6 protein-coding genes are annotated in these 4,554 nt (G+C 58.1%); 1 reads left to right on the top strand and 5 read right to left on the bottom strand.

Annotated features, from left to right (window positions below):
- Nucleotides 1-757: sigma-54-dependent Fis family transcriptional regulator (locus ACJWXQ_RS13000; protein ID WP_406672971.1), on the bottom strand; the 757-nt coding region annotated here is incomplete at its 3' end.
- A gap of 241 nt (nucleotides 758-998) precedes the next feature.
- On the opposite strand from ACJWXQ_RS13000, the gene ACJWXQ_RS12995 reads away from it, so the two are divergent.
- On the top strand, nucleotides 999-2,549 hold the full coding sequence (locus ACJWXQ_RS12995; protein WP_406672970.1) for a sulfotransferase: 1,551 nt from the start codon (nucleotides 999-1,001) through the stop codon (nucleotides 2,547-2,549).
- Between the two features lie 6 nt (nucleotides 2,550-2,555).
- On the opposite strand, the gene ACJWXQ_RS12990 is transcribed toward ACJWXQ_RS12995, so the two are convergent.
- The 4 genes from ACJWXQ_RS12990 to fliD form a co-directional block, all read right to left on the bottom strand.
- Complete coding sequence (locus ACJWXQ_RS12990) at nucleotides 2,556-3,131, bottom strand: PilZ domain-containing protein (protein ID WP_346049263.1); 576 nt, start codon at nucleotides 3,129-3,131, stop codon at nucleotides 2,556-2,558.
- Nucleotides 3,128-3,475: a flagellar protein FliT gene (locus ACJWXQ_RS12985; protein ID WP_346049261.1), complete on the bottom strand. Its 348-nt coding sequence runs from the start codon at nucleotides 3,473-3,475 to the stop codon at nucleotides 3,128-3,130. Before ACJWXQ_RS12985 ends, ACJWXQ_RS12990 begins: the two co-directional genes overlap by 4 nt.
- A complete protein-coding gene (gene fliS, locus ACJWXQ_RS12980) occupies nucleotides 3,475-3,915 on the bottom strand; it encodes a flagellar export chaperone FliS (RefSeq protein ID WP_346049259.1) in 441 nt (146 codons plus the stop codon). Before fliS ends, ACJWXQ_RS12985 begins: the two co-directional genes overlap by 1 nt.
- A 15-nt stretch (nucleotides 3,916-3,930) precedes the next feature.
- On the bottom strand, nucleotides 3,931-4,554 hold a 624-nt coding region (fliD, locus tag ACJWXQ_RS12975), incomplete at its 5' end, for a flagellar filament capping protein FliD (RefSeq protein ID WP_406672969.1).

The raw sequence follows: 4,554 nt of genomic DNA, 5'->3' as shown, positions 1-4,554 counted from the left end.
TGCCCACCCGCTCGAAGGTCCGTTCCTGAAGGACCCGAAGCAGCTTGACCTGCATGGGCTGGGGCATGTCACCGATTTCGTCCAGAAACAGGGTGCCACCCTCGGCAATCTCGAAACGCCCCTTGCGGGCAGTAATCGCCCCCGTGAACGCCCCTTTCTCATGGCCGAACAGCTCAGACTCCAGCAGCTCACCCGGAATGGCACCACAGTTGACCGGCACGAAAGGCGCATTGGCGCGGCTCGAGGCCCCATGCACCTCCCGGGCGACCACTTCCTTGCCCGTGCCCGACTCCCCGGTAATCAACACATTGGTGTCAAAGGGGGCCACCTGCTCGATCAGGGAGCGAACCCGGCGAATGGGCTCGGAATGGCCGGCCGGGCGGCGGGCCTTGCTTCGACTGAGGGCATCCTGGAATTCCTCCACCCGCCGCAGGGCTTCGGTAAGCTCGGCATGCTTGACCGGATAATTGAGATGGCAACAGGCGTGGTCCGCCATTTCATCGCTAATCAGCCCGCCATCCTCCTGGACCAGTGCCACCAGCGGCACCCGCTTACCCAGTTTCTTCAGGGCATCCAACTCGGTAGCCGCCGGCAACTCCCCCACCACCACGGCCTGCCAGCCCCCATCCGGGCTCAGGTCAGGCTCCTTGCCATCCGTAACCACCGCCGGGGGCATGTCTACCGCCCCCAGAACGGCCTCCAGGGCGCGGGCACGGTGTTCGTCTTTTTCGAGCACCAGAATCTGCGACTCAATCATCCGGCGGGCTCCCTAAGAACGGCTTAGCTTTGCTTTGAATTGTCGATATGTCGAGAATATGTCAGGTGATGTTTTTTTGCCAGTTTTGAGAACAGATGGTGTCGATTTACCGGCAGGCGGTGCCCGAATATTGCCACCCTGGCTTGGCACTAGATTTGCTTGCAGGAGATACTATCCGCAGGATAACTTGTAAGCCTGTCCAGTCTGTAAGGACAGCAAACCGACCTTGGAGCCAACCAGCATGAGTCGAGACCAGGCTTCGGCCCAGCGCAAGCAGGTCAATGGAACAAAACGCCCCGAGCTCAAGAAGAAACAACAACGAGTTCGGGATCTTCGTTCCCGCGGGGATACACGGCGCGCTTTGAATACAGCGGCTGAACTAGCCAAGGAATACCCTAATGACCCGGAATGCCACTTTCTTCTTGGTTTGACACTGACGGATTTTCAGAGATTTGAAGCCGGTCAGAAATGCCTTGAACGATCCCTGGAACTAGCACCCAAGAATCATGGCCTGAGGTTGGCTGTTTGTCAGGCCATGCTTGAAACAGCCGAATTCGAGAAGCTGCTCGATCAATCTGATAACTGGTCGTCACTGCCCAAAGTCGCCCAGGATATGGGAGCCGTCCGGGCGGCAGCATTATGCGAACTGGGTCGGCGATCGGAAGCAGAATTGGTTGCCAAACAAATACTGAGCTCTGCGCCACAAAGTCTGTCCGTTTACAGGCACCTTCTGGGCTATGGCCTTACGTCCCACGACGAGCGTTTCGGACGATGGCTCGAAAAACACCTTTCAGGAGATGGTACTTGGGAGGGTGAAAAACTGGCAGAAGGCTATTTCCTGCTGGCAGACTACTACCACCAGCGAGGTGAGCACGAAAAAGCCCTGACCGCCTATATTGACGCCAACGAAAAAGCAAGGCCCCTACTTGCCCGAAAATTCAATCGACCTTATCGCGCCGAACAAGAAGAAAAGTCCGTGGCAAGTATTACGAAAAACTTCCCGGCGGAGAAATTGAACAATGAGCCAACTGCCTCTGTTTCAGACAATATTACCCGCCCGGTCTTCATCCTAGGCATGCCACGATCCGGCAAGTCTCTAGTCGAGTATGCAATCGGTGCTCACCCCCGAGTCTCTGCAAAGAGAGAATTACCTCCCTTTACAGTCCTGGGTTTATCATTGGAAAGAAAAACCGGAAAAACCATGAGCCAGGTCCTGGGGCTGCTCGACGCCAAGCAAAGAGCCACTATCGGCGCTCGTTATCTGAAGGCCATCCAAAGCTCGGAGGTTACTGAGCCCTGGTCAACAGACACGAACCCCATCAATCTGAGAGGGGCTGGCTTTCTTTGGGCAACGGTGCCTGGATCCCGTATTGTATTGATCAAGCGGGATCCGCTGGATCTCGCCTTCGCCAATTTCGCAAAATTCATGCCGCGCTTTCCCCATGGCCAACTCCCCTTGTTTGAAACCGGACACAGAACCCGGATGATGCTCTCTTTGATTGACTTCTGGGCTGAAAACTTGGGAGACCGATGCCTTGTCGTTGAGTATGAATCTTTTGTGCGCGAACCCGAAGTGCATACGCGGCGTGTACTCGAATTGCTGGATTTGCCCTGGGACGATTCTTGCCGGCCTGCTGAGAAAAAGCGTGTTGTGGCCAGCAACAATGTGGATAGCCGGGAAAGAGCAGCCCCGGATGAGCAGTTTGTCGGCCTGGCCGCCCCCTACCGAAAGTGGCTGGAGCCCATGATTGAGGGCTTGGGAGAATACGGCGAGCGCTACCGACAGAATTGAACTCAATCAGCCTTGCCTTGCCCCTGCAATGGCCCGCCGGTGATGGCGAAAAACGAATTTTCCCAAGGCATCCAGGCAGGTTTCATTCAAGCCGAAGAATTGGCCCAGCACGGCCGGACGGCCTTCCCACTCACCGTGAGCCTGGATACGGGCAGGCAGAATCAAGGGCTGGGTGGCGTAGGCGGCCAGGGACAGTTCGAGCATGCCTTCCGCATCCTTTGGGTCCTGTTCTCCATCTTTCGGCCACCAGGCCGCCCCTTCGGCGGCCAGCTCAATGCTGTGGCTGGGGGGTATCAAGCCATCGGCTGAACGGATCTGGCCCACCAGGGTGAGGAGCAGATCCACTTTCGCCTCAAGACGTTGAAGTTCGGGACTGAAGGCAACCTGCTGCGTGTCACTGGTGTCGGTATGACGCTCTTCCAGGGCAGCCACCGCCCTGAGAAGGGCCAGATTCTGCTCATTCAGGGCAGCCAATTGGCCATCATCAAGGGCCGTTTCGAACCTCACCCACTTCAGGGGCATCCGGGACCGAAAGCTGACCCGGCCATCAAAAAACGCTGCGAACTGCTCGGAGCCGCTCATGGCCGGTTATCCGCATAGGCGCCAACGGCCTTCTGCCCCCTTCGCACCGCCGACAGTTCCGCGTCAAGCTTGCTACGCATGGCCATCACCTGGTTGACCAGGGCCTTGTCCGCGGCAATCAGCTCACGGGTAATGCCGGCCAGCGCTTCGCCCGACTCGGCATCCAGGTCTCCGGGTTCTACGTAAAGCGTCCGCAATTCCTGCGCCCTGCGGCTCTCCAGATCGCGGGTCTTGTCCCAATCCCCTTGTTCCACGGCGGCCGTCATTGCCGCCTGGAGCTCAAGCACCTGCTCCAGGCATTCGCGGCGTTCACGGGGCAATTTGTCGATTAGCGTACGATCCATCATTCCACCGCGGCGGGTGCCTGCTTGTGACTGGCGGCCTCCTGGACGGCCTCATCAGGGATGGCATCCCAGCCGGCCTTGACCTCGCGCATCAGGCCCGCCACTTCATCCAGCTTTTCCATATCATTGTACAGATTGGCTTCGGTGAGGCGACGGCACATGTAGTCGTAGAGCTGTTCCAGGCGCTCGGACAGTTCCGGATTATGGCTGTGGTCCAGCATGGCGCGCAGGCTGTCAATGATATTCACGGCCCGACCGATCTGCTCACCCTTGGGACCCACTTCACCACGCTCCAGACAGCCCTGAGCCTGATAGATGCGATCCAGGGCCCCTTCCATCAGCATCTGGATCAGGCGATAGGGATTGGCTTCATCCACCCCGCCCTGGACACTCATCTCACGGTAGGCAGTCAATGCAGCATTTCGAGAGACGTTATACATCGTTCACCTCAAGGGTTATCGGTTATTGAAGGGCAAATTACCCAACTGCTGATCGAGAAAGCTGGAGGTTTCCTGGAGTTGGGCCACAAGCTGATCCATGGCCGTGAACTGACTGATGTAGCGGGACTCCACCCGGGCCATCCGTCGATCCAGCCTTTCCTGCTGGTTACCCAGATCCTGCAAACGGTTTTCCAGGGAGCGGGAGCGGCTATCCAGAATCCCGCCGGATTGGGTGTAGCTTCTGGCGACGGTATCCACCGCATTGGCCAGGCCACCCTCGCCCGCAAAGAGATTGCCCACCGCATCGTAGTTATTGCTGATGGCTTCATCCAGGCGCTCGTCATTGATCTCCAGCGTGCCGTCATCCCGGGTGACAATGCCCAGGCCGGCCAGCGAGGAAAAATCCGCCCCGGTATCCACCGAACTGTTGATGGCATTGCGCATCTGGCTGACCAGGGTTCTCGCCGTGGAATCCCCGGTCAGGGGCCCGCTGGTGCCCTCCTCCGGGTCGGCATCGGCCAATGCCCGGATCTGGCTGATCAGTTCATTATAACTTGCCACGAACTGCTCGACAGACTCCCGCCCCTGGGCCCGGTCCTCGGCAATCACCAGGTTATGCACCTCACCGGGATCTGAGTC

The organism is Natronospira sp., assembly GCF_007134575.1.
GTDB classification, from domain to species: domain Bacteria; phylum Pseudomonadota; class Gammaproteobacteria; order Natronospirales; family Natronospiraceae; genus Natronospira; species Natronospira elongata.
This window is presented reverse-complemented; position numbering and strand designations above follow the sequence as displayed.